Origin of the sequence: Sphingomonas sp. Leaf10, assembly GCF_001421245.1 — a bacterium.
Classification (GTDB): domain Bacteria; phylum Pseudomonadota; class Alphaproteobacteria; order Sphingomonadales; family Sphingomonadaceae; genus Sphingomonas.
Genome location: NZ_LMKE01000002.1, coordinates 41,851 through 64,302, shown reverse-complemented (window position 1 = coordinate 64,302; position 22,452 = coordinate 41,851). Strand labels below are relative to the sequence as shown.

The following is a 22,452-nucleotide window of genomic DNA, read 5'->3' as shown; positions in this document are numbered from 1 at the left end:
GCCGCATGGATTGCTTCTCCTCACGCGACGGCACGCTCCATGCCGAGGATGTCAGCCTGCCCGCCATCGCCGATGCGGTCGGCACGCCGGTCTATGTCTATTCGACGGCGACCCTTGAACGCCATGTCCGCGTGTTCCGCGATGCGGTGGCGGGTCTGGGCAAGGGCGAGCCGCTGGTCGCCTTTGCAGTAAAGGCCAATCCGAACAAGGCGGTGCTGGCGACGCTCGCCCGCGCCGGCATGGGAGCCGATGTGGTGTCGGGGGGCGAGCTGTACCGTGCGCTCGACGCCGGCATGGACCCCGACAAGATCGTCTTTTCGGGCGTCGGCAAGACGGCGTACGAAATGGCGCAGGGGCTGAACGCCGGCATCGGCCAGTTCAACATCGAATCCGAACCCGAACTCGACATGCTCTCCGCCGTGGCTTGCGCGCTGGGCAAGGTCGCGCGGATCGCCATCCGGGTGAACCCCGACGTGATCGCCGGCACCCATGCGAAGATTTCGACGGGGGGCAAGGAGAACAAGTTCGGCATCGACTACCACGCCGCCCCCGCCGCCTATGCCCATGCCGCGTCGCTGCCGGGCATTCAGGTGCGTGGCGTAGCGGTGCATATCGGCAGTCAGCTGACCGACCTCGTGCCGCTGGAGGCCGCGTTCGGCCGGGTCGGCGCGCTGATCGGCGAATTGCGCGCCGCCGGGCATGCCATCACCCATGCCGATCTGGGCGGTGGCCTCGGCGTCCCCTACGACCCCGCCAAGCCGTTGCCGCCCTCCCCCGCCGACTATGGCGCGATGGTCGCGCGGGCGACCGCCGGCTGGGACGCGCGGCTGATGTTCGAGCCCGGGCGGCTGATCGTTGCCAATGCCGGGGTGCTGGTGTCGCGCGTCATCCGCGTGAAGCAGGGTGCGACCGCGCCGTTCGTTGTCGTCGACGCGGCGATGAACGACCTGCTGCGCCCCAGCCTCTACGACGCCTATCACGATATCCGCGCCGTCACGCCGACCGGGGAGCGCGCCGTCGCCAACATCGTCGGCCCGGTGTGCGAGACCGGCGATACCTTTGCGTTGGGTCGCGAGATGGACGTGGTCGCGGCCGACGATCTGGTCGCGTTCATGACCGCCGGCGCGTATGGCGCGACCATGGCGTCGACCTATAACTCGCGCGCGCTGGTGCCCGAGGTGCTGGTCGCGGCCGACCAGTTCGCGGTGGTGCGCGAACGCCCGCCGATCGAGGCGCTGGCACAGGCCGACCGCCTGCCGCCCTGGCTGTGAACGGGCTGCCGGTCCTGCTGCGCACCGCCGGCCGCAGCGTGATCCTGATCGGCGAAGGCGAGGCGGCCGATGCCAAGCGCCGCCTGCTCGAACGCAGCGGCCTGACCGTCGTGGCCGATGCCGACGACGCGCGCATCGCGGTGGTGGCGGTCGAGGATGATGGGGCGGCGCGCGCCGCGATCGATGCGCTGAAGACGCGCGGCATCCTCGTCAACGCGGTCGACCGCCCCGCCGATTGCGACTTCACGCTGCCCGCGATCGTCGACCGCTCGCCGATCCTGATCGCGATCTCGACCGGCGGCGTATCCGCCGGGTTGGCGGCGGCGATCCGCCAGCGGCTGGAGGCGATGCTGCCCGCCGGGGTCGGGCGGCTGGCCGAAGGGCTGGGCGCCGCCCGCGCCGCACTGCGCACGCGCTTCCCCGACGGAGGCGACCGCCGCCGTGCCATCGGTGCTGCCATCGCGGCCGGTGGTCCGCTCGACCCGATGATGCCGCACGCCGACGATGCCGTCGCCCGCTGGCTGGACGGCGCCGCCGCGGTTGCCGGCCGTGTCGAGACGATCCGGCTGCGCTCCGCCGATCCCGACGACCTGAGCTTGCGCGAAGCCCGCTGGCTGGGACAGGCCGACCGCGTCCACCACGCGCCCGATGTGCCGCCCGCGATCCTCGATCGCGCGCGTGCCGATGCGGTGCGGATCATCGGACCCGTACCCGCCGATCCGCTGCCCGGCCTGACGATCGACCTCGCATGACCTGCCGTGCATGGCATATCGCGGGGGGGCGGGCGACGCTGGTCGATCCGCTGGCGGCGGTCGATACGACCGACGGCTTCACCTGGATCCACCTGCATGGCGAGGGCGATATGGTCGCGGCGTGGCTGCGCGACCATGCCCATCTGCCCGAATATGTCATCGACCCGCTGACCGCTGTCGAGACGCGCCCGCGCTGCGACGCGATCGGCAAGGGGGCGTTCGTCAACCTGCGTGGCCTGTCGGACGATCTGCTGACCAGTTCCGATCCGCTGGCCTCGGTCCGGCTCTATGCCAGCGCCGGGCGGGTGCATTCGGTGACCCGGCGCAAGCTGACCGCGTTCCACACCGTGGTCGACCGGGTCGAGGCGGGCGACGTCGCCGATCCCGGCGACCTGATCGTCGCCTTCGCCAGCGCGATCACCGAAGAGCTCGACCCGCTGATCGCCGACCTGGGCGACACGCTCGACGAATGCGAGGAGGCACTCGACCCGACCCGCATCTTCGAACAGCGCCGCGCCGTGACCCACACCCGCGTCCGCGCGATCGGCTATCGCCGCTTCCTCGTGCCGCAGCGCTCCGCGCTCGAAAAGCTCGGCAGCCTGCCCGGCGACTGGCTGCAACAGGACGACCGCCTGCACCTTGCCGCCGCCGCCGATCGCGCCGCGCGCATGGCGGAGGAGGTCGATTCGATCCGCGAACGCGCCGCGTTGATCCACGAAACGCTGACCGACCTGCGCGCCGAACAACTCGACCAGCGCTCGCTCCAGATCGCGATCGTGGCGATGGTCTTCCTGCCGCTGACCTTCCTGACCGGCCTGCTCGGGATGAATGTGAAGGGTATTCCCTTTGCCGACGAACCCTGGGCCTTCGCCGCCGTCGTCGGCCTCTGCGTCGCCATGAGTGCCGGCATCGTCGCGTGGTTCGTGCGCAAACACTGGATCGGGCGGTAGCGCCGCAGCCTCAATCGTCGGGCGGGATTTCGTCGGGCCAGAAATCGGGTTCGGGGTCGCGATCCTCCACAACCGGTTTCGGCAGCACCGGCACCGCGCCGTCGAACGCCACCCGAATCGCCGCCCCCAGCGGCGTCGCCTGCTGAAAGACGCCTGCGACCTCGCGTCCGCTACGCAACATGCCGGCGATCCATGCCGCGCGGTCGGCGGTCAGATAGCCGATCTGCACTCCGCGCGCGCTCACCACCATCACCGCATTGGGATCGACCGGGTTGCGCGGTTCGGGAACCAGCGTCACCGGCTCACCCGGCGCACATAGCAGGATCTCGAACCGGCGATTGCCGCCGCCGCGATTGGGGTGGTCGGCGCCGACGACGTGCAGGCTCAACTCACGCATCGCGCAGGCTCCGTGCGAACCGATCGGTCAGGCTGCGGAAGGTGATCGACCAGCGTGGCTCGGCCATCGGTGCGATACCATGTTCCCAGTCCCAGCGTGCCTCCCCGGTCAGGTGATAGGCACCGCCCGCGACCAGCGGCAATGCGAACCGGTCGAACCCGCCGTCACGCCGCCGCCGGAAGCGCAGCATGGCCGGCGCGCCGATCGACAGGCCGACGATATGTTCGAACACCGGCCGGTCGCGGTGCCAGCCGATACCCGCGCCGGGGTCGTAGCGGATCAGCAGCGCCTGCACGAGCGCCTCCGCCCGCAGCCCGGCAAACGTCGCCGCCCGCTCCCGCACCGCCAGCAACCAGTCGGGCATCGGCTCGGCCCGTCCCACCCGGCCCTGTTCGAAATCATAATGCCAGCCATAGGACGCGGTCAGCCGCAGCCCGGTCCATTGCTGGAACCGGAAGGGCTGAAGCGGCGCGGCATCGATCGCCGCCGCCAGCGCGGGCAGTTCGTCATCGGCCACCAACGCCGGCGCATGGGTCAGCCCGGGCAGTACCGGTTCGGCGGCGAAGAGGTCGAGTTGCGGCATCGATGGAACGCAACATGGGTAAGCGGCGTCTGTCCATCAATCAGGGGCGACGGATACGATCGCCCGTACATCGGGGACCCCTTCATGCCACAGCACAGCGCCGGCATCCTGCTCTATCGTCGAACGCCCGCGCCCGCCGTGCTGCTCGTCCATCCCGGCGGTCCGTTCTGGGCGCGGCGCCATGTCGGCGCGTGGCAGATTCCGAAAGGTCATATCGAACCCGACGAAGCGGTCGAGGACGCCGCCCGCCGCGAAGTCGCGGAAGAACTGGGCGTGACCGTGACCGGCCCGCTCGAACCGCTCGGCATGGTGCGACAGGCGGGCGGCAAGTCGGTCTCCGCCTTCGCCGCCGAACAGGATGTCGATACGCAAGCGATCACCAGCATCCTGTTCGAAATCGAATGGCCCCCCCGCAGCGGCCGCCGCCGCACCTTTCCTGAGGTCGATGCGGCACGGTGGATGCCGGTCGCCGAGGCGCGGACGCTGATGCTGAAGAGCCAGTTGCCGCTGTTGGACAGGATCGAGCCGTTGCTGGGGTGATATTCCCATGACGAACCCGTTGGGTTCGAGCAGCTTCGAGCTTGTCGAGAAGCGCCTGTCGAGAACGGGTCGTTTGGGGCAACCCCTTCTCGACTACGGTTCTCGACAGGCTCGAACCTCCGCTCGAAGCAAACGGGGAGGGGGAGGCTTCGCCGGGTTGCCCCGTTCGTCGCTCCCGCGCAGGCGGGAGCCTATACACGCTGACGTCTCGGCTTAAGCAAAAGCGTCAGCGTAAATGGATTCCCGCCTGCGCGGGAATGACGAAAGCGCGATGCATCACACCGTGCCTCAACCGTCCTCCCGGCCTGCGCCGGGATGACGGGACGGTCAGAGCAGCTTCACCGCCACCGCTTCTTCCGCAGCCCGCGTCAGCCGGTTGCGCAGCGGCAGGGTGAACGGCGCCGCCGCGATTTCGAACACGTCGCCTTCCTGCGTCCGTACCCCGTCCGAGAAGGACAGCGTCGCCGTGCCGAAGAAATGGACGTGAATGTCGCCCGGGCGGCGGAACAGCGCGTATTTGAAATGGTGATGTTCGAGGTTCGACAGGCTGTGCGACATGTTCGCCTCGCCCGACAGGAACGGCTTTTCCCAGATCGTCTCGCCACCCCGGACGATGCGGCTGGTCCCCTCGATATGTTCGGGCGGGGTGCCGACCAGCAGTTCGGGGCCGACCGATGCCTGACGCAGCTTGCTGTGCGCCAGCCACAGATAATTGTGGCGCTCGGTCACATGGTCCGAAAACTCGTTGGCGAGCGCGAGGCCGATGCGGTGCGGCGTGCCGTCCGAACCGATGACGTAGATGCCGGCCAGCTCCGGCTCCTCGCCGCCGTCCTGCGCGAAATGCGGCATGGTGAAGTCGCCGCCCGGTGCGACCATCTGCCCGCCATCGCCCTTGTAGAACCATTCGGGCTGCTGCCCGACCTGACCTTCGGCCGGCTTGCCGCCCTCGACCCCTTCGAGGAACATGCGCATCGAATCGGTCTGGGTCGCGGCCTCGGCGGCGGCGCGGTGCATCTTGTCGCGACCCTCCGCCGAACCGAGATGCGTCAGGCCGGTGCCGGTCATGATGACGTGCGCGGGGTCTTCATGGTCGATCGGCGATCCGATCGCACCGGCATCGAGCAACGCGGCGACGTCGACCGCCTCGCCCTGCCCCAGTGCCGCAACCTCGTCGGCGATGCTGTGGCCGGCGTCGATCGCGCGCAGCGCCAGCGCACGGACGCTGTCGACGCCGGGGACGATGTGCGCAGCCGTTTCGGTCGTGGCGATCACGGCGCGCGACGGGGCGACGCGCTGCAACAGACGGAGAGTCATCACGGATTCCTTATGCAAAGACGTCGGTGTCGGCGGGGACGTCGTCGATCGGGTTGGTCACCTTCGATCCCCACACGGCATAGAACAGGATGTAGAGCTCGCACGCGGCGGTCAGCAGGAACGACCATTGCAGGCCGTATTTGTCGGCCAGCCAGCCCTGCACCACCACCAGCGCGCCGCCGGCGATCGCCATGATCAGCAGCCCCGACCCTTCCTCGGTCAGCGGCCCCAGCCCCTTGATGCCGAGCGTGAAGATCGTCGGGAACATGATCGAATGGAACAGCCCGACGAGGATCAGCGACCACATCGCCGCCGGTCCCGACAGGAAGGTCGCGCCGAGCATCACGATGAACGCACCGATCGAGAAGAACGCCAGCACCTTGGCCGCATCGACCTTCTGCATCACGAAGCTGCCGACGAAGCGGCCGATCATCATGCCGCCCCACAGGAAGGTGAGGTACCGCCCGGCCAGTTCGTTGGTGACGTTGGCGATATCGGGCTGGCTGACGAAGTTCACGAACAGGTTGGCGACGCCGATCTCGGCGATCAGGTAGATGAAGATCGCGGGCACGCCGAACACCAGATTGCGGTGGTTCCACAGCGAATGCTTCTTGCGCTCTTCCTTCGCGACGCGGCTGGTCGACGATCCCATCGCCGGCAGCGGGAAACGCGCGATGATGACCGCCAGCACGACCAGCACGACCGCGACCAGCACATAGGGCAGGATCACCGACTGCGCATCGGCCAGCCGCTCGGCCTGGGTCAGCACCGTGCCGGCTTCCGCCGTGCCGCCCTTCGACCGGCCGAGGATCAGATAGGCACCGAACAGCGGCGCCAGCATCGTGCCGGCCGAGTTCATCGCCTGCACCAGATTGAGGCGGGCCGATGCGGTGTTCGACGGGCCGATGACCGCGACATAGGGGTTGGCCGCGACCTGCAACAGCGTGATGCCGCTGGCGATCACGAACAGCATGACCAATGTCACGCCGTAGGACGGCAGGCTGGCGGCGAGCACCATGCCGAGCGCCCCGGCCGCCATCACCAACAGGCCGATGACCAGCGACTTCTGATACCCGATTCGCTCGATCAGCTTGGCCGAGGGGATCGACGCAAAGAAATAGGCGATGAACCACACGCTCTCAATCAGCGTGGTCTGGGTATAGTTCAGGTCGAACACGCTGCGCAGATGCGGCAGCAGCGTGTTGTTGATGACGGTGATGAACCCCCACATGAAGAACAGGCTGGCCAGCAGCGTCAGCGCGGGCGCGTAACTGGCGCCCGACGCGCCGTGCGGCACCGTGCCCTGGCGCGTGGATATTGGGGCGGGCATCCTCGTCTTCTCCCATTTTACGGCTGCGGGACGGTTTGGTCCGTCGCGTCGCTTGCTCAATTCGATTTTGTCTGACTATATGCGCCAACGCATGGCGTCAACGGCGCTTGATACGGGGGAGGATGCGGGGCGATGACGGGCTACAGGTCCGACTCGACCGTCCGCGCCCGTGTCGGCCGAAGCTGCCGCCTGCACCCTGATTGCCAATGCCCGTCCACTCGCTGAACCGGAATTCCCATGACCGACATGCCCCCCCTGCGTAGCCGCGCCTGGTTCGACAACCCCGACAACATCGACATGACGGCGCTGTATATCGAGCGCTATCTGAACTTCGGGCTGAGCCAGGAGGAATTGCAGTCGGGCAAGCCGATCATCGGCATCGCCCAGACCGGCAGCGACCTCAGCCCATGCAACCGTCACCACCTCGTACTGGCCGAGCGGCTGCGCGAAGGTATCCGCGAAGCGGGCGGCATCGTCCTCGAATTCCCGGTCCACCCGATCCAGGAAACCGGCAAGCGCCCGACCGCCGGTCTCGACCGCAACCTCGCCTATCTGGGTCTGGTCGAGGTGTTGTACGGCTATCCGCTCGACGGCGTGGTGCTGACGATCGGTTGCGACAAGACGACGCCGGCCTGCCTGATGGCGGCGGCGACGGTCAACATCCCTGCGATCGCGCTGTCGGTCGGTCCGATGCTGAACGGCTGGCACAAGGGCGAGCGGACCGGTTCGGGGACGATCGTGTGGAAGGCGCGGCAGATGCTGGCCGCCGGAGAGATCGACAACAAGGAATTCATCCGCCTCGTCTCCTCCTCCGCCCCCTCGACCGGCTATTGCAACACGATGGGCACGGCGACGACGATGAACTCGCTGGCCGAAGCGCTGGGGATGCAGCTGCCCGGTTCGGCGGCGATCCCGGCGCCCTATCGCGACCGGCAGGAGATTGCCTATCGCACGGGTCTCCGCATCGTCGACATGGTCCGCGAGGATCTGAAGCCTTCCGACATTCTGACCAAGGATGCGTTCCACAACGCGATCAAGGTCAATTCGGCGATCGGCGGTTCGACCAACGCGCCGATCCACCTGGCGGCGCTCGCCCGCCATATCGGCGTCGACCTGCCGATCGAGGATTGGCAGGAACAGGGGCACAAGGTGCCGTTGCTGGTGAACCTGCAGCCCGCCGGCGAATATCTGGGTGAGGATTATTACCGGGCGGGCGGCGTGCCGGCGGTCGTGAAGGAACTGATGGGCGCGGGTCTGATCGCGGAAGGTGCGCTGACCGTGAACGGCAAGTCGATCGGCGACAATTGCCGCGACGCGGTGATCGAGGATGAAAAGGTCATCCGTCCGTTCGGCCAGCCGCTGAAGGAAGAGGCCGGCTTCATCGTGCTGAAGGGCAATCTGTTCGATGCGGCGGTGATGAAGACCAGCGTGATCGGCCCCGAATTCCGCGAACGCTACCTCTCCAACCCGAACGACCCCGAAGCGTTCGAGGGACCGGCGGTCGTGTTCGATGGTCCCGAGGATTATCACCATCGGATCGACGATCCGGCGCTCGGCATCACGCCGGAAACGCTGATGTTCATGCGTGGCGCCGGGCCGATCGGCTATCCGGGTGCGGCCGAAGTCGTGAACATGCGTCCGCCCGCCTATCTGATCACCGAAGGCGTCAGCGCGCTGCCGTGCATTGGCGACGGGCGGCAGTCGGGCACGTCGGGTTCGCCCTCGATCCTCAACGCCTCGCCCGAAGCGGCGGCGGGCGGTGGCCTTGCGCTGCTGCGCACCGGCGACCGGGTCCGTATCGATCTGGGCAAGGGCCGCGCCGACGTGCTGCTGTCCGACGAGGAACTGGCCGGGCGTCGTCAGGAACTCGAAGCGGCCGGTGGCTACCAGTATCCGGCGTCGCAGACCCCGTGGCAGGAAATCCAGCGCTCGGTCGTGGGACAAATGTCGACCGGCGCGATCCTCGAAGGCTCCGAGGCGTATCAGAAGATCGCCCAGACCCGCGGCCTGCCGCGCGACAACCACTGAGGGTACGTTAGGACCGATCGACCTTAGGTAAGGTCTCGACTTCCCCCCTCCCTAACCAGGGAGGGGTCGGGGGTGGGTTGGCCCGCGAGGGAACGACTCGCCAGCCCCAGACCGACCCACCCCCAGCCCCTCCCTTGTCAGGGAGGGGAGCAGTTCGCCGACCTTGCAGCTGAATATCGGTCGGTCGGTCGGAGGTAGCGGTGCAACCGCCACCCTACCCCCGCGTCGCGTCGAACCGCGCCAGTTCATAGCCGATCGACGCCTCGACCAGCCGCTCCCACAGATCTGCGACCACCGCGTCGGGCACGCCGGCTTCCGCCGCCGCCGCCCGTGCATTCGCGATGACCTCGGCCTTGCGCGCTTCGTCGCGCACCGCCTCGCGCCCCGGCTTGATCCGCGCGGCGGCGTCCATGTAGGCGAAGCGCCGCGCCAGCAGCGCGACCAGTTCGCGGTCGAGCTGATCGACCCCGGCGCGGACGTCGGTCATGGTGGTGCAGTCGGGGCCGGGCAGGATCGTCATCGCCCGCGCTGTGGCGATAGTCCTGCGGCTTGTCCAGCTTGACTCACGCCGCCCGTCCGGCTAGGCGCGCCGCTTCGCAATTCGGCCCCGCATTCCCGGTGAAGCGGTGGCCCCGGTCGCAAGACCGGCGGCGAATACCGGGAGCCGCGATCGTCCGCATGGATGGTCAAACGTTACTGCAATTGCATTGGATTTACGATGTCGAAGCGCTCCAGCGCCAAGTACAAGCTCGATCGCCGCCTTGGCGAGAATATCTGGGGTCGTCCCAAGAGCCCGGTCAACAAGCGTGAATATGGCCCCGGCCAGCATGGTCAGCGCCGCAAGGGCAAGATGTCGGACTTCGGCACCCAGCTGCGCGCCAAGCAGAAGCTGAAGGGCTATTACGGCGACGTCACCGAGAAGCAGTTCAAGCGCACCTATGAAGAAGCGTCGCGCATGAAGGGTGATACCGGTCAGAACCTGATCGGCCTGCTCGAACAGCGCCTCGACATGATCGTGTACCGCGCCAAGTTCGCGCCGACCGTCTGGGCCGCGCGTCAGCTGGTCAGCCACGGCCACGTCCGCGTCAACGGCGTGAAGTGCAACATCGCGTCGCGCCGCTGCTATGTCGGCGACGAAATCTCGCTGGGCACCAAGGCGCAGGAAATGGCGCTGGTCCTCGAAGCGCAGACCCTCGCCGAGCGTGATATCCCCGAGTACATCGGCGCCGAAGGCACCAAGGTCACCTTCACCCGCGTTCCGACGCTGGACGAAGTGCCGTATCCGGTGAAGATGGAACCGAACCTTGTGGTCGAGTTCTACTCGCGCTGAGCCAAGGTCCAGCAAAGCTGGACCAAGGCGAACCTTCAGCGCGAGCGGCCGGCGGGGTCAAAGCCCCGACCGACGACATGGGCTTCGCCCATGGCGCTGGCAGAAACGAAAGGGCGGCCCCGCAACGGGCCGCCCTTTCCGTATCCACTTTACGCCAACGCGATCCTACGACACGCTGTTACCTCCCCACTGGTGAGGTCCCATGCGCCACCTTCTGCTCGCCCTGTTCCTCCTCGCTACGCCTGCGCTCGCCCAGACCCCGCCGCCCGCGAACAACGCCGAGATGGCGAAACTCTTCGCCGAGGATCAGGCGATCCGCGAAAACGTCCCGCACGCGAAGATGCAGGACATGGCGTTCGTCGAGAAAATGTGGGCGGATGACGCCGCTCGCCGGACCCGTACGCGCGCCCTGCTCGAAAGCGGCCAATTGTCGACTGCCGATGATTACTACGCCGCCGCCTTCGTGTTTCAGCATGGCGAACAGCCGCAAGATTATCTGCTCGCCCATTCGCTGGCACTTGCTGCGGTCGCGCGCGGCAAGGCGAAGGCGAGCTGGATCGCGGCCGCGACCCTTGACCGTTACCTCCAGAATATCGGCCAGAAGCAAGTATACGGCACGCAATGGCGCTGGCCCAACGACGCTCTGCCCAGCCGCGAGCCCTATGACCGCCAACTGATCCCCGACAGCCTGCGTACCGCCCTCGGTGTACCCACGCTCGCCAAGCAGGATAAAAATCTCGCCGAGATGCAGGCCGAACAGGCGGCCACCAAATAACCGCTTTCCTACATTTTACCCGCCGGTCAGGATCGCGCCGGGTTCGTCGAACCCGCGCTTCTTGAACTGTCGAAACCCACAAACCAGCTGGTGCGCGAAACGCGCGCAAGTGTGAACTTCGTGAACTTTGGCCCCGCGCTACAGCCCGCTGGCCCGCAACTGCGCACGTAAATTGGCGCGCGTCCGCTCGTCCACCGGCGGCAATGCGCGCGCGCCCTTGCCCTTGCGCAGCCGCGCCCGGTCGCGCTCGTCGGGTGCCACCACCCGCACCCGCACCGGCACGACGCCGGTCCCGCGCACGCCCAGCGCCTCGGCCGCGCCGCGCGACAGGTCGAGGATGCGCCCGCGCCCGGTGAACGGCCCGCGATCATTGACGCGGACCAGAATACGCCGCCCGGTGTCGAGCGCGGTCACCTCGACATAGCTCGGCAGCGGCAGCGTGGTATGCGCGGCGGTGACCCAGCCGGGGCGGAACCGCTCGCCATTGGCGGTCCGCCGTCCCGACTCATTGCCATACCAGCTCGCCAGCCCCAGCATGTCGTAGGTCGGATCGGCAGCGGGAGCATAGGTCACGCCGCGCACGCTGTACGGCGCGCCGACCTTGACCGCCGCGTCGCTGACCGCGCGATAATCTCCGCCGGCACAAGCCGATAACAACAGGGCGGCACATGGTAGAAGCGAACGCGGGGTCATCGCCTGCCCCTTAGCGCAGCACCGCCCCCTTGCCGACCCCCGTCCGCGCCCGCTAGGCCGGCACGACCCAAGGAGACGCCCCATGAAGACCCGTGCCGCCGTCGCGTTCGAAGCGAAGCGCCCCCTCGAAATCGTCGAGCTCGACCTCGAAGGGCCGAAGCCCGGCGAAGTGCTGATCGAGATCATGGCGACCGGCATCTGCCATACCGACGCCTATACGCTCGACGGCTTGGACAGCGAGGGGATCTTCCCGTCGGTACTCGGCCATGAAGGCGCAGGCATCGTGCGCGAGGTCGGCGCGGGCGTGACCAGTGTCGCGGTCGGCGACCATGTCATCCCGCTCTACACCCCCGAATGCCGCCAGTGTAAGTCGTGCCTGTCGGGCAAGACCAACCTGTGCACCGCGATCCGCGCGACACAGGGCAAGGGGCTGATGCCCGACGGCACGACCCGATTCAGCTACAAGGGCCAGCCCATCTATCATTATATGGGCTGCTCGACCTTCTCCAACTTCACGGTCCTGCCCGAGATCGCGGTCGCGAAGATCCGCGAGGACGCGCCGTTCCAGACCAGCTGCTATGTCGGCTGCGGCGTCACCACCGGCGTCGGCGCGGTGGTCAACACCGCCAAGGTCGCACCGGGCGACAATGTCATCGTCTTCGGCCTGGGCGGCATCGGCCTGAACGTGTTGCAGGGCGCCAAGATGGCCGGCGCGAACATGATCGTCGGCGTCGACATCAATCCGGCGCGCGAGGAATGGGGCCGCCGCTTCGGCATGACCCATTTCGTCAACCCCCGGCAAGTCGGCGGCGATATCGTCCAGCATCTGGTCGCGCTGACCGATGGCGGCGCAGACTATACGTTCGACTGCACCGGCAACACCGACGTCATGCGCCAGGCGCTGGAGGCGTGCCATCGCGGCTGGGGCACCAGCATCATCATCGGCGTCGCGGAGGCCGGCAAGGAAATCGCCACTCGCCCGTTCCAGCTGGTCACCGGCCGCAACTGGCGCGGCACCGCATTCGGCGGGGCGAAGGGCCGGACCGACGTGCCGAAGATCGTCGACTGGTACATGAACGGCAAGATCGAGATCGACCCGATGATCACCCATGTCCTGTCGCTCGACGAGATCAACAAGGGCTTCGACCTGATGCATGCCGGGGAAAGCATCCGCTCGGTCGTCGTTTACTGATTTGGTTTTGACAGGTGAAATTTCTTCGCGAATATAAGCGGAGAGAGGACATGCGATGACCCCAAGGCAGCGGCCCGCCAAGCTTGGCTTCGGCGGGGCGGCGATCGGCAATCTATATCGTCCGGTCGGCGACGCCGCCGCCCGGGCGACGATCGACGCCGCGTGGGATCACGGCATCCGCGCCTTCGACACCGCGCCGCATTACGGCTTCGGCCTGTCCGAACGGCGGCTGGGCGACGCGCTGGCAGAACGCGATCCGGCGGGCACGGCGTTCGTATCGACCAAGATCGGGCGCGTGCTCCGGCCGGTGCCCGACCGCGATCTCGCCACCGAACGACAGGGGTTCGTGTCGCCCGAACCGGTCGAGAGCGCGTTCGACTATTCGCGTGACGGTGTGCTGCGGTCGTTCGACGCCAGCCGCACCCGGCTGCGCCGCGACCGGATCGACCTGTTGCTGGCGCATGATATCGGCGCAATGACCCATGGCGCCGATGCCGCGGCGCGGATGGCGACCTTTCTCGACGGCGGCTATCCGGCAATGCGGAGCTTGCGCGATGCGGGCGCGATCGGTGCGATCGGCATCGGCGTCAACGAGATCGCGGTCTGTGAGGAACTGCTCAACCGGGTCGAACTCGACGCGATCCTGCTCGCCGGGCGGTACACGCTGCTCGAACAGGGTGCGCTCGACACGCTGCTGCCGCGCTGTCAGGCGATGGGCGTCCGCCTGATCCTCGGCGGGCCGTATAACTCGGGCATCCTCGCCACCGGCACCGGCGGCGGCGCGCGCTATAATTACGAGGCCGCGCCCGTCGACATCGTCCGCCGCGTCGATGCGATCGCGGCGATCTGTGCCTGCCACGACGTGCCGATGGCCGCCGCCGCGCTGCAATTCGCCATGGCGCATCCGGCGGTCGACACCGTTATCCCCGGCATGGCCGATGTCGAGGAAGTCGCCCAGTCGCTGACCCTCGCCACCCTGCCCCTGCCCCCTGCCCTGTGGCACGACCTGATCGCCGCCGGTCTGGTCCGCGCCGATGCCCCCGTTCCTTCTTCGGAGACCGCATGACCCGTCTGTCCGGCAAAACCGCCATCGTTACCGCCGCCGCGCAAGGGATCGGCCGCGCCGCCGCCGAACTGTTCGCCCGCGAAGGCGCGCGGGTGCTGGCGGTCGATATCAATGGCGAGGCGCTGACGACGCTGGAGGGCTGCGAGGCGCATGTCGTCGACCTGATGGATCCCCGAGCGATCAAGGATTTCGCGGCAAACGTCGGGGCGGTCGACATCCTGTTCAACTGCGCCGGCTTCGTCCATGCCGGCACGATCCTGACCACCGAAGAGGCCGATTGGGACTTCAGTTTCGACCTGAACGTCCGCGCGCAATATCGGCTGATCCGCGCACTGTTGCCGGCGATGTTCGACGCGGGCGGCGGATCGATCGTCAACATGTCGTCGGTCGCCAGCCATGTGATCGCGGTGCCCAACCGCTTCGTCTACACCGCGTCCAAGGCGGCGGTGATCGGGCTGACCAAGTCGGTCGCGCTCGATTTCGTCGGACAGGGTATCCGTTGCAACGCGATCTGCCCCGGTACCGTCCAGTCTCCCTCCCTCGAGGAGCGCATGGCCGCGACCGGCGATGCCGAGGCGGCACGCGCGTCGTTCACCGCGCGGCAGCCGATGGGGCGGCTGGGCCGGGCGGAGGAGATTGCCGAACTGGCGCTGTACCTCGCCTCCGATGCGTCGTCCTACACGACCGGTGCGGTGCATGTGATCGACGGTGGATGGTCGAACGCATGATCCACGTCCTGACCCTCGACCTCGCCGACGATGCCGCCGCCATCGCCGAATATGAGTACTGGCATCAACCGGGCAATGTCCCCGCGCCCGTGCTGGCGTCGATCCGCGATGCCGGTATCGCCCAGATGGACATCTATCGCACCGGCAACCGGCTGGTGATGACGATGACCGTCAACGAGGCATTCGATCCGGCCGCCAAGACCGCCGCCGACCTCGCCAACCCCGATGTCGTCGCATGGGAAGCGCGGATGGGGCAGTTCCAGCGTGCGCTGCCCCACGCGCCCGATGGCAGCCGCTGGACGCCGATGACGCGGATCTTCCGCCTGACCGACCACGCATGACGCGAGCCGGCCCGCCTTCTGGCAGCGGGCCGGCTCGCACTCTACCAGTGCCAGAGCGTCCCGTCTTCCAGCCGCGCGACCGGAAGCTGCTTGGGATTATACGGGTATTTCGCTGCCAGCGCCTCGTCGATATCGACGCCGTGGCCGGGCGTATCGCCGACCTTGAGATAGCCGTCCTCGAACCGGTAATCGTGCGGGAAGACTTCGTCGGTTTCGGGGGCATGGGCCATATATTCCTGAATGCCGAAGTTCGGGACCCAGGTGTCGAAATGCAGCGCCGCGCCCATGCACACCGGCGACAGGTCGGTCGCGCCATGGCTGCCGGTGCGGACCTGATACAGCCCGGCCAGATCGGCGATCCGCCGCAGATGGGTAATGCCGCCGGCATGGACGACGGTCGTGCGGATGAAATCGATCAGCTGTTCCTGGATCAGCGTCCGGCAATCATGGATCGAATTGAAGATTTCGCCGACCGCCAGCGGGGTCGTGGTGTGCTGACGGATCAGGCGGAACGCCTCCTGGTTTTCAGCCGGAGTCGCGTCCTCCATCCAGAACAGGCGATATTCCTCAAGCGCCTTGCCCAACCGCGCCGCCTCGATCGGGGTCAGCCGGTGATGGACGTCGTGGAGCAGTTCGATCTCCTCGCCATGCGCGACGCGGATCGCCTCGAACAGTTTCGGCGCATGGCGCAGATAGGCGGGCGTCGACCACAGGGTTTCCTGCGGCAGCGCGGTGTCGGCTGGTTCGTAGATCTTACCCGCGCCCGACCCGACGCCATAGGCGCCCTTGACCCCCGGCACGCCCGACTGCGCCCGAATCGCGCGATATCCTGCCTCGCGATAGCGTCCGACCGTCTCGACCGTCTGTTCGATATCGGCACCATTGGCATGGCCATAGACCAGCACGCCCTCACGCGAACGACCGCCGAGCAACTGGTAGAGCGGCAGACCCGCCGCCTTGCCCTTGATATCCCACAGCGCGGTATCGACCGCCGCGATCGCGGTCATCGTCACCGGCCCGCGCCGCCAATAGGCACCGCGATAGAGATACTGCCAGATATCCTCGATCCGATGCGCATCGCGGCCGATCAGCACAGGCACGACATGATCGGTCAGGTACGACGCGACCGACAATTCACGCCCGTTCAGCGTCGCATCGCCGATGCCGTAGATGCCCTGATCGGTCTCGATCTTCAGCGTGACGAAGTTGCGCCCCGGACAGGTAACGATGACGCGCGCATCGCGGATGATCAGCGGTCCGCACGACGCGGGGGTGGGGCCTGTCACTGTCTGACTCTCCTGATATCAAGGACGCATCACCGTGCGTCTCTGAGTACCGTTAACGCTAACAACGACAAGAATGAACCCGGAAATCGCCGGGCAGAGAGGAAGTCATGCCGATCCCGACGGTCACCGCCCCGCCGCCACCCCATGCCGCGCCCGACCACGGCGGTCATCGCTTCATCAAACCCGGTTTCGGCGTCGGCTTCGCGGTGGTGGTCAGCCTGTTCTTCCTCTGGGCGATCGCGAATAACTTCAACGACATCCTGATCCGCCAGTTTCAAAAGGCGCTGGCGCTGAACCGGGCCGAGGCGGGGTTCATCCAGTTCGTCTTCTATCTCGGCTACTTCCTGATGGCGCTGCCTGCCGGGATCATCATGCGGCGCTTCGGCTATCGTGCCGGTATCCTCGCCGGGCTGGGGCTGTATACGGTCGGCGCCTTGCTCTTCTATCCAGCGGCGGAGTTGCGCGAATATGCCGGGTTCCTCGGCGCGCTGTTCGTGCTCGCGGCGGGGGCGGCATTCCTCGAAACTGCGGCCAATCCGTACATCGTCGCGTTCGGCGATCCGGCGCGGGCGGAGCAGCGGCTTAATCTGGCGCAGGCGTTCAATGGCCTGGGCGGCGCGATCGCACCCAGCATCGGCGCGCTGTTCATCTTTTCCGGGGTCGAGCATGACCGCGCGACACTGGACGCGATGGCCCCTGCCGCACTGGAGGCGTATCGCGCCAGCGAGGCGCAGATGGTGCAGCTGCCCTATCTGGTGCTGGCCGGCGTCGTGGTGCTGATCGCGATCGCGGTGGCGTTGGTCCGGTTGCCCGATATCGCGCACGATACGCGCGGGGGGACGCTGGCCGGCCTGAAGTCGGTGATCGGAGTCAGGACGCTGCGCTGGGCGGTGGTCGCGCAATTCTTCTATGTCGGGGCGCAGGTCGGGGTGTGGAGCTTCTTCGTCGATTTCGTGAAGGCGCTCAGCCCCGCCACCCCCGAGCGCGAAGCGGCATATCTGTTGTCGGTCAGTCTGACGCTGTTCCTCGCCGGGCGGCTGGTCGGGACGCTGTTGATGCAGAAGATCGCGGCGACGCGGTTGCTGGCGGGATTTGCGTTGGCGAACATCGTCTTGACGCTGGTCGCGGCGCTGGCGGGCGGCATGGTCGCGATCGGCGCGCTGCTGCTGACCGGCTTCTTCATGTCGATCATGTTCCCCACGATCTTTTCGCTCGGGGTCCGCGATCTCGGGCCGCAGGCGACGCTGGGGGCGCCGCTGATCGTAATGGCGATCATTGGCGGGGCGCTATTCCCGCCGGCTATGGGGTTGTTGAGCCACGATATCCTGTCGATTCAGACCGCGATGCTAATACCCTGTCTGTCGTTCGCGGTCGTGCTGGCGTTCGCGCTGGCGATGCGGAGGCGGGCAGCATAGGAGGGCGCATGCGATACCGGCGGGCGGGGATGGCGGGGGCGGCGCTGTGGGCGATCGCGGCAGCGCCCGATCCCGGCGTCGAGGCGGCGGTGCGCGCGGCGCTGGCACAGGCGCCGGCGGGAACCCGCTTCGGGCTGGTCGTGCGCGATGCGGGTGGGGTCGAGCGAGTCGCGATCGATGCCGATGATCGCTTCGTACCTGCTTCGAATACCAAGATTTTCACGACTATCGCCGCCTTTGCCAACTTGGCCGTAGACGGGTCGGACAATGCGCGGACGGGGGTGCGGATCGAGGGGCGCGACGTCGTGCTGGTGGGGGCTGGCGATGCGCGGCTGTCATCGGCGGAGGACTGCGCCAGCGATTGCCTGTCCACGCTGGCCGATGCGGTGGCGGCGCGGACGCGGGTGGTGGGCGATGTGATCGGCGACGACAGCGCCTTTCCCGACCAGCGCTGGTCGCCCGGCATGGGGTGGAACAACATCGTCACCCGCTACGGCACCGGCATCTCCGCCCTGACGCTGGACGACAACGAACTGGCGCTGACCGTGCGGGGGGAGGACGGCAAAGTGGTGGTAAGCGGTTCGGATTATTACCGGATCGACAACCGCGTCACGGTCGGGCCGACCAGCGTCGTCACCTATGACCGGATGCCGGGCAGCGACCTGTTGCGGGTGTCGGGGACGGTCGCGGCGGGGGCGGACGAGCGCATCCGGGTGGGGATCGACGACCCGGCGCACCATGCCGCCTGGAAGTTGGCAAAGGTGTTACGTAGCAAAGGGGTCCGGGTGACCGGGCGGGTAGCGGTGCGGCACCGGCCCTACCGGGCGGTGGAGGATGGGGCGGTCGTCGCGCGTGGCGTTTTGCCGCCGATGTTGACACGGACCCAGCCCGAACCGCTCGAAGCGGACATCATGGTCACCAACAAGGCCAGCCAGAATTTGCACGCCGAACTGCTGCTGCGCCGCGTCGGCGCGGTCGAAGGAACCGGGTCGATCGCCGATGGGCTGAGGAAAGTCAGCGCGATCATGAGCTTGGCAGGCGTGCCGCGCACGGCGTGGGACTTGTCGGACGGGTCGGGCATGTCGACCTATAACCGGGTCACCCCGCGGGCGATGGTCGCGCTGCTGGGTTGGGCACAGGCGCAACCTTGGGGCGCGGCGTGGCTGGAGACGCTGCCGGTCGCGGGGGTCGACGGGACGCTGGCGCGACGGTTCAAGGATACGGCGCTGACGGGCAAGCTACGCGCGAAGACCGGGTCGTTGGCGGGCACGTCGGCGCTGGCGGGGACGATGACCGCCGCCAGTGGGCAGACGCTGACCTTTGCGTTGTATGCCAATGACATACCGGAGGGGGCAACGGCGACGGCGGCGATGGATGCGGCGTTGCTGGCGGTGGCGGCGGGGTTGTAGGCTTACCGAACGCGGGTGCTTCGATACGGGTCTTCGACTTCGCTCAGCCCCTACTCAGCACGAACGGGGGTGCGGGCGGAACGACCCGTTCTCGACGGGCGCTTCTCGAAAGGCTCGAAGCTGCTCGAACCGAACGGTTGGGGAGAGAGAGGACGGTCCCTCCCCCTCCCCGCCCCGTCAATGTTTGCGCGGGATGACGTGGAGCACGCCGGCGATGATCGCGCCGATGAGGATGCCGACCACCGCCGAGAGCGCGGCGTTGACGATCCAGTTCACCACGCCGCCGATCGCCGGCAACGCCTCCGCGGTGTGATGCGCGGTGTCGTGGATCAGGTGCGGCAGGGCGACGAAGCCGAATTCCTCCATGCCGTGGACGATGATCTGGCCGCCGACCCACAGCATCGCGGCGGTGCCGATCAGCGCCAGCGCCTTCAGCAGCACCGGCATCGCCCTCACCAGCCCGCGTCCGATCGCCTGCGCGGCGGCACTCGAACGCTTGGCGAGGGCGAGGCCGATATCGTCCATCTTCACGATCAGCGCGACGACGCCATAGACGCCGACGGTAATGGCGATGCCGACCGCCGCCAGCACGAGCGCCTGCATCCACACCGGCATGTCGGGCAGTTCGTTCAGCGCGATAATCATGATTTCCGCCGACAGGATCAGGTCGGTGCGGATCGCCCCGCTGACCTGCGCGCGTTCCAGTTCGGCCGGATCGGTGCTGGTAACCGCATCCTCGGCGTCATGCCCGCCGAGCCACGGCGCGAGGATCTTTTCCGCCGCCTCGAAACACAGGAACGCGCCGCCGGCCATCAGGATCGGGGTGATCGCCCATGGCGCGAACACCTTCAGCAACAACGCGGCGGGCAGCAGGATCAGCAGCTTGTTCTTGAGCGACCCGAGCGCGATCTTGCCGATGATCGGCAGTTCGCGCGCGGGCGACAGGCCGACGACGTAGCGCGGGGTCACCGCCGCATCGTCGATGACCACGCCCGCCGCCTTGGCCCCCGCGCGACTTGCCGCGGCGCTGACATCGTCGAGCGACGCCGCCGCCAGCTTCGCGATCGCCGCGACGTCGTCGAGCAGTGCCACCAATCCACCGGCCATCGCCTGTCCCCTCATATCGTTGGAGCGACCGGTAGCGAGCGACGGACGACAACGCCATGAAAAGCGTGGGTAGCCAGTGACGATATCGTCGGCGGGAAACCATCGCCCCGATCGACGCCCCGCCGTTCCGCGTTGCGAAAGACAGCGTTACCGACGGCTCGCAAAGACTATCTCAATGTTTGGATATTATATCGACATCGAGCACCCGCTTGGGGGTGGGAAATTAGAAGCACAGTTGCCGGGGGTTATAATGCGACGCGTCACGATCAAGACGAAGCTTGCCGTTACGTTCGGAGTCATATTGGTTATGATGCTGGCGATCATCACCGTCGGCATCACCAAGATGTCGTCGATGAACAGCGGCATGGTCGAGATGGTGGAAGGGCCGGTCGCGCGGCAGACCCGCAACCTGACCATCAAGCTGGGCCTGTTCGATATCGTCCGGCTCGAAAAGAACATGGCGCTGACCGAGGATCTGGCGCTGAAGCGCGAGCTGGACCGGCAGTCGATCGCGCGATTCGCCGAGATGGATACGCTGATCGAAACGGCGATTTCCAAGACGACCGAACAATCGAAGCCCGACTGGGTCGTGTTCGCCAGCAAATGGAGCGAATACAAGGCGGTCAACCAGCGCATCCGGACGCTGGGGTCGGAGAATCACAACGCCGAAGCCGCGCAACTGACGCTGACCACCTCCCGCGATCTGGTCGCCGAAATGAGCAAGCGGATCGACATCGTCGTCGAACGCGCACGGGTACGCATGGAAGAAGCGCGGGTCGCCACCGCCGACGCCTATTTCCAGGCGCGGATGATCCTGATCTTCGTCGCCCTGCTGGCCTGTGCCATCGCCGTCGCCGGCGCGCTGTGGATCAGCCGGATCGTGTCGCAGGGACTGGGCCGTGTCGGTGTCGCGCTGGACGCGGTGGCGATCGGTGATCTCGACAAGGACGTAACCGTCAACAGCAATGACGAGATCAAGGATCTGGTCGATACCGTCAACCGCATGACCGAATCGCTGCGCAAGTCGGCGACGCTGGCTGACACGATCTCGCTGGGCGACCTGTCGGTCGATCACAAGCCGTTGTCGGACAAGGACAAGCTGGGCTTTGCGATGGTCAAGATGGTCGAGGGCCTGCGCCAATCGGCGGCGTTGGCCGATACGATCGCGCGTGGCGACCTGTCGGTCGATGCCAAGCCGCTGTCGGACAAGGACCAGCTGGGCCATGCGGTCGTCGCGATGCTGGCCGGACTGCGCAAGTCGGCGGCGTTGGCCGATACGATCGCCAGCGGCGACCTGACGGTCGATCACACACCGCTGTCGGACAAGGATCAGCTCGGCAACGCGCTCGTGTCGATGACCAAGCGCCTGCGCAACGTCGTCGGCGATGCGACCGCCGCGGCCGACAATGTCGCGGGTGGCAGCCAGGAACTGTCGGCTTCGTCGGAACAGGTGAGCCAGGGCGCGACCGAACAGGCCGCCGCTGCCGAGGAAGCTTCCGCTTCGATGGAAGAGATGGCCGCCAACATCAAGCAGAATGCCGACAATGCGGCGCAGACCGAAAAGATCGCGCGCCAGTCGTCGAAGGACGCCGAAGCCAGCGGTGTCGCGGTCGAACGTGCGGTCGGCGCCATGCGGACCATCGCCGAAAAGATCGGCATCGTGCAGGAAATCGCCCGTCAGACCGACCTGCTGGCGCTGAACGCGGCGGTGGAAGCGGCCCGTGCCGGCGAACATGGTCGCGGCTTCGCAGTCGTGGCTTCGGAAGTCCGCAAGCTGGCCGAACGCAGCCAGACCGCAGCCGCCGAAATCAGCGCGGTGTCGGGCGACACGGTGCAGGCCGCCGCGCAGGCCGGCGAGATGCTGAGCAAACTGGTCCCCGACATCCGTCGGACCGCCGAACTGGTGTCGGAAATCAGCGCCGCGTGCCGCGAACAGGATATCGGC

General features: G+C 67.0%; 22 protein-coding genes. 14 read left to right on the top strand and 8 right to left on the bottom strand.

Annotated elements, in window-relative coordinates; translation table 11 throughout:
• The first annotated feature begins 5 nt into the window (after positions 1–5).
• The 3 genes from lysA to ASE59_RS04975 are packed head-to-tail and all read left to right on the top strand — an operon-like array spanning position 6 to position 2,973.
• Positions 6–1,271: a diaminopimelate decarboxylase gene (gene lysA / locus ASE59_RS04985; RefSeq protein WP_056453070.1), complete on the top strand. Its 1,266-nt coding sequence runs from the start codon at positions 6–8 to the stop codon at positions 1,269–1,271.
• The gene (locus tag ASE59_RS04980) at positions 1,268–2,023 is read left to right on the top strand and encodes a bifunctional precorrin-2 dehydrogenase/sirohydrochlorin ferrochelatase (protein ID WP_056453067.1); all 756 of its coding nucleotides are present in this window, start codon (positions 1,268–1,270) and stop codon (positions 2,021–2,023) included. The genes lysA and ASE59_RS04980 overlap by 4 nt, the downstream gene beginning before the upstream one ends.
• Entirely contained in the window at positions 2,020–2,973 is a 954-nt protein-coding gene (locus tag ASE59_RS04975; RefSeq protein ID WP_056453064.1) for a zinc transporter ZntB, read from the top strand. The genes ASE59_RS04980 and ASE59_RS04975 overlap by 4 nt, the downstream gene beginning before the upstream one ends.
• A 10-nt stretch (positions 2,974–2,983) precedes the next feature.
• Here ASE59_RS04975 and ASE59_RS04970 read toward each other — a convergent pair whose 3' ends face one another.
• Together ASE59_RS04970 and ASE59_RS04965 are read right to left on the bottom strand one after the other, a co-directional pair.
• Positions 2,984–3,370: an HIRAN domain-containing protein gene (locus ASE59_RS04970; RefSeq protein ID WP_082458105.1), complete on the bottom strand. Its 387-nt coding sequence runs from the start codon at positions 3,368–3,370 to the stop codon at positions 2,984–2,986.
• A complete protein-coding gene (locus ASE59_RS04965; protein WP_056453057.1) occupies positions 3,363–3,953 on the bottom strand; it encodes an alpha-ketoglutarate-dependent dioxygenase AlkB in 591 nt (196 codons plus the stop codon). The genes ASE59_RS04970 and ASE59_RS04965 overlap by 8 nt, the downstream gene beginning before the upstream one ends.
• 84 nt (positions 3,954–4,037) lie before the next feature.
• Here ASE59_RS04965 and ASE59_RS04960 point away from each other — a divergent pair, with 84 nt between their 5' ends.
• A complete protein-coding gene (locus ASE59_RS04960) occupies positions 4,038–4,493 on the top strand; it encodes an NUDIX domain-containing protein (protein ID WP_056453054.1) in 456 nt (151 codons plus the stop codon).
• Positions 4,494–4,820: 327 nt separating this feature from the next.
• Here the strand turns inward: ASE59_RS04960 and araD1 are convergent, their stop codons facing one another.
• Complete coding sequence (gene araD1 / locus ASE59_RS04955; RefSeq protein ID WP_056453051.1) at positions 4,821–5,807, bottom strand: AraD1 family protein; 987 nt, start codon at positions 5,805–5,807, stop codon at positions 4,821–4,823.
• A gap of 10 nt (positions 5,808–5,817) precedes the next feature.
• The gene (locus ASE59_RS04950; protein ID WP_056453049.1) at positions 5,818–7,137 is read right to left on the bottom strand and encodes a sugar MFS transporter; all 1,320 of its coding nucleotides are present in this window, start codon (positions 7,135–7,137) and stop codon (positions 5,818–5,820) included.
• Between the two features lie 237 nt (positions 7,138–7,374).
• On the opposite strand from ASE59_RS04950, the gene ASE59_RS04945 reads away from it, so the two are divergent.
• Positions 7,375–9,165: an IlvD/Edd family dehydratase gene (locus ASE59_RS04945; protein ID WP_056453044.1), complete on the top strand. Its 1,791-nt coding sequence runs from the start codon at positions 7,375–7,377 to the stop codon at positions 9,163–9,165.
• Between the two features lie 214 nt (positions 9,166–9,379).
• Here the strand turns inward: ASE59_RS04945 and ASE59_RS04940 are convergent, their stop codons facing one another.
• Positions 9,380–9,685 carry a chorismate mutase gene (locus ASE59_RS04940; protein WP_056453042.1) on the bottom strand — a complete coding sequence of 102 codons (306 nt, stop codon included), beginning with the start codon at positions 9,683–9,685 and terminating at the stop codon, positions 9,380–9,382.
• A gap of 198 nt (positions 9,686–9,883) precedes the next feature.
• Here ASE59_RS04940 and rpsD point away from each other — a divergent pair, with 198 nt between their 5' ends.
• A complete protein-coding gene (gene rpsD, locus ASE59_RS04935) occupies positions 9,884–10,495 on the top strand; it encodes a 30S ribosomal protein S4 (RefSeq protein ID WP_056398950.1) in 612 nt (203 codons plus the stop codon).
• A 283-nt stretch (positions 10,496–10,778) separates the two neighbouring features.
• A complete protein-coding gene (locus ASE59_RS04930) occupies positions 10,779–11,270 on the top strand; it encodes a hypothetical protein (RefSeq protein WP_235515649.1) in 492 nt (163 codons plus the stop codon).
• Between the two features lie 138 nt (positions 11,271–11,408).
• Here ASE59_RS04930 and ASE59_RS04925 read toward each other — a convergent pair whose 3' ends face one another.
• On the bottom strand, positions 11,409–11,963 hold the full coding sequence (locus ASE59_RS04925; RefSeq protein WP_056453037.1) for a septal ring lytic transglycosylase RlpA family protein: 555 nt from the start codon (positions 11,961–11,963) through the stop codon (positions 11,409–11,411).
• Positions 11,964–12,045: 82 nt separating this feature from the next.
• Here ASE59_RS04925 and ASE59_RS04920 point away from each other — a divergent pair, with 82 nt between their 5' ends.
• Genes ASE59_RS04920 through ASE59_RS04905 form a run of 4 tightly spaced genes read left to right on the top strand, consistent with a single transcriptional unit; the run spans position 12,046 to position 15,290 of the window.
• A complete protein-coding gene (locus tag ASE59_RS04920; protein WP_056453034.1) occupies positions 12,046–13,155 on the top strand; it encodes an S-(hydroxymethyl)glutathione dehydrogenase/class III alcohol dehydrogenase in 1,110 nt (369 codons plus the stop codon).
• Between the two features lie 55 nt (positions 13,156–13,210).
• Positions 13,211–14,221 (top strand): aldo/keto reductase, encoded by a 1,011-nt coding sequence (locus ASE59_RS04915; RefSeq protein ID WP_056453031.1) that lies wholly within the window; start codon positions 13,211–13,213, stop codon positions 14,219–14,221.
• On the top strand, positions 14,218–14,949 hold the full coding sequence (locus ASE59_RS04910) for an SDR family oxidoreductase (protein ID WP_056453028.1): 732 nt from the start codon (positions 14,218–14,220) through the stop codon (positions 14,947–14,949). The genes ASE59_RS04915 and ASE59_RS04910 overlap by 4 nt, the downstream gene beginning before the upstream one ends.
• Positions 14,934–15,290 (top strand): L-rhamnose mutarotase, encoded by a 357-nt coding sequence (locus ASE59_RS04905; RefSeq protein ID WP_235515648.1) that lies wholly within the window; start codon positions 14,934–14,936, stop codon positions 15,288–15,290. The genes ASE59_RS04910 and ASE59_RS04905 overlap by 16 nt, the downstream gene beginning before the upstream one ends.
• Before the next feature lie 41 nt (positions 15,291–15,331).
• Here ASE59_RS04905 and manD read toward each other — a convergent pair whose 3' ends face one another.
• Positions 15,332–16,543 (bottom strand): D-mannonate dehydratase ManD, encoded by a 1,212-nt coding sequence (gene manD / locus ASE59_RS04900; RefSeq protein ID WP_056453501.1) that lies wholly within the window; start codon positions 16,541–16,543, stop codon positions 15,332–15,334.
• Between the two features lie 140 nt (positions 16,544–16,683).
• On the opposite strand from manD, the gene fucP reads away from it, so the two are divergent.
• Positions 16,684–17,991, top strand: coding sequence for an L-fucose:H+ symporter permease (gene fucP, locus ASE59_RS04895; RefSeq protein WP_082458104.1), 1,308 nt, complete (start codon positions 16,684–16,686; stop codon positions 17,989–17,991).
• An 8-nt stretch (positions 17,992–17,999) separates the two neighbouring features.
• Complete coding sequence (gene dacB / locus ASE59_RS04890; protein ID WP_056453025.1) at positions 18,000–19,400, top strand: D-alanyl-D-alanine carboxypeptidase/D-alanyl-D-alanine-endopeptidase; 1,401 nt, start codon at positions 18,000–18,002, stop codon at positions 19,398–19,400.
• 177 nt (positions 19,401–19,577) lie between these two features.
• Here the strand turns inward: dacB and ASE59_RS04885 are convergent, their stop codons facing one another.
• Entirely contained in the window at positions 19,578–20,507 is a 930-nt protein-coding gene (locus ASE59_RS04885; RefSeq protein WP_056453022.1) for a DUF808 domain-containing protein, read from the bottom strand.
• Between the two features lie 250 nt (positions 20,508–20,757).
• On the opposite strand from ASE59_RS04885, the gene ASE59_RS20030 reads away from it, so the two are divergent.
• Positions 20,758–22,452: methyl-accepting chemotaxis protein (locus ASE59_RS20030; protein ID WP_235515647.1), on the top strand; the 1,695-nt coding region annotated here is incomplete at its 3' end.